This is a genomic window from Pseudomonas pseudonitroreducens (genome assembly GCF_021603645.1).
Lineage (GTDB): Bacteria > Pseudomonadota > Gammaproteobacteria > Pseudomonadales > Pseudomonadaceae > Pseudomonas > Pseudomonas pseudonitroreducens.
In genome coordinates this window covers 1-688 of the sequence record NZ_BQHJ01000046.1, presented here as the reverse complement: position 1 = coordinate 688, position 688 = coordinate 1, and the positions used below count along the sequence as shown (strand labels likewise).

The window sequence follows — 688 nt, the reverse complement described above, 5'->3', positions numbered from 1 at the left end:
CTGAACGCCGGCCGCGACCTCAGCGCCGTCGCCAGCCGCATCGACGCCGCGCGCGACATCGCCATGAGCGCCGGGCGCGACGTCGTCCTCGCCTCCGCCGCCAACGAAGAACACAGCGACGCCAAGTACAAGGGCGGCGGCAAAAAGGTCACCACCCAGGAAGACCACGTCGGCCAGCAGGCCACCGAAGTCACCGCCGGCGGCGACGTCCTGATCAGCGCGGGTGAAAACCTCACCCTCGTCAGCAGCAAGATCGGCGCCGGCAACGAGGCCTACCTGGTCGCCGGCGACAAGATCGAACTGCTCGCCGCCAACGACAGCGACTACTCGCTGTACGACATGGAGGAAAAGGGCAGCTGGGGCAAGAAAAAGACCCAGCGCGACGAAGTCACCGATGTCCGCGCCGTGGGCAGCGAAATCAGCGCCGGCTCCGACATCACCCTGCTCAGCGGCGGTGACCAGAAATACCAGGGCGCCAAGCTCGACGCGGGCAACGACATCGCTATCGTCAGCGGCGGTGAAGTCACCTTCGAAGCAGTCAAGGACCTGCACCAGGAAAGCCACGCCAAGAGCGACAGCGACCTCGCCTGGACCAGCTCCAAGGGCGAAGGCAAGACCGACGAGACGCTGCGCCAGACCCAGATGATCGCCCAGGGCAACATCGCCATCAAAGCGGTGGACGGCCTGA

1 protein-coding gene is annotated in these 688 nt (G+C 65.8%); it reads left to right on the top strand.

Annotated elements, in window-relative coordinates:
* Positions 1-688 (top strand): hemagglutinin repeat-containing protein (locus tag L6D89_RS32375; protein ID WP_236202342.1); only part of this gene is annotated, 688 nt, incomplete at both ends.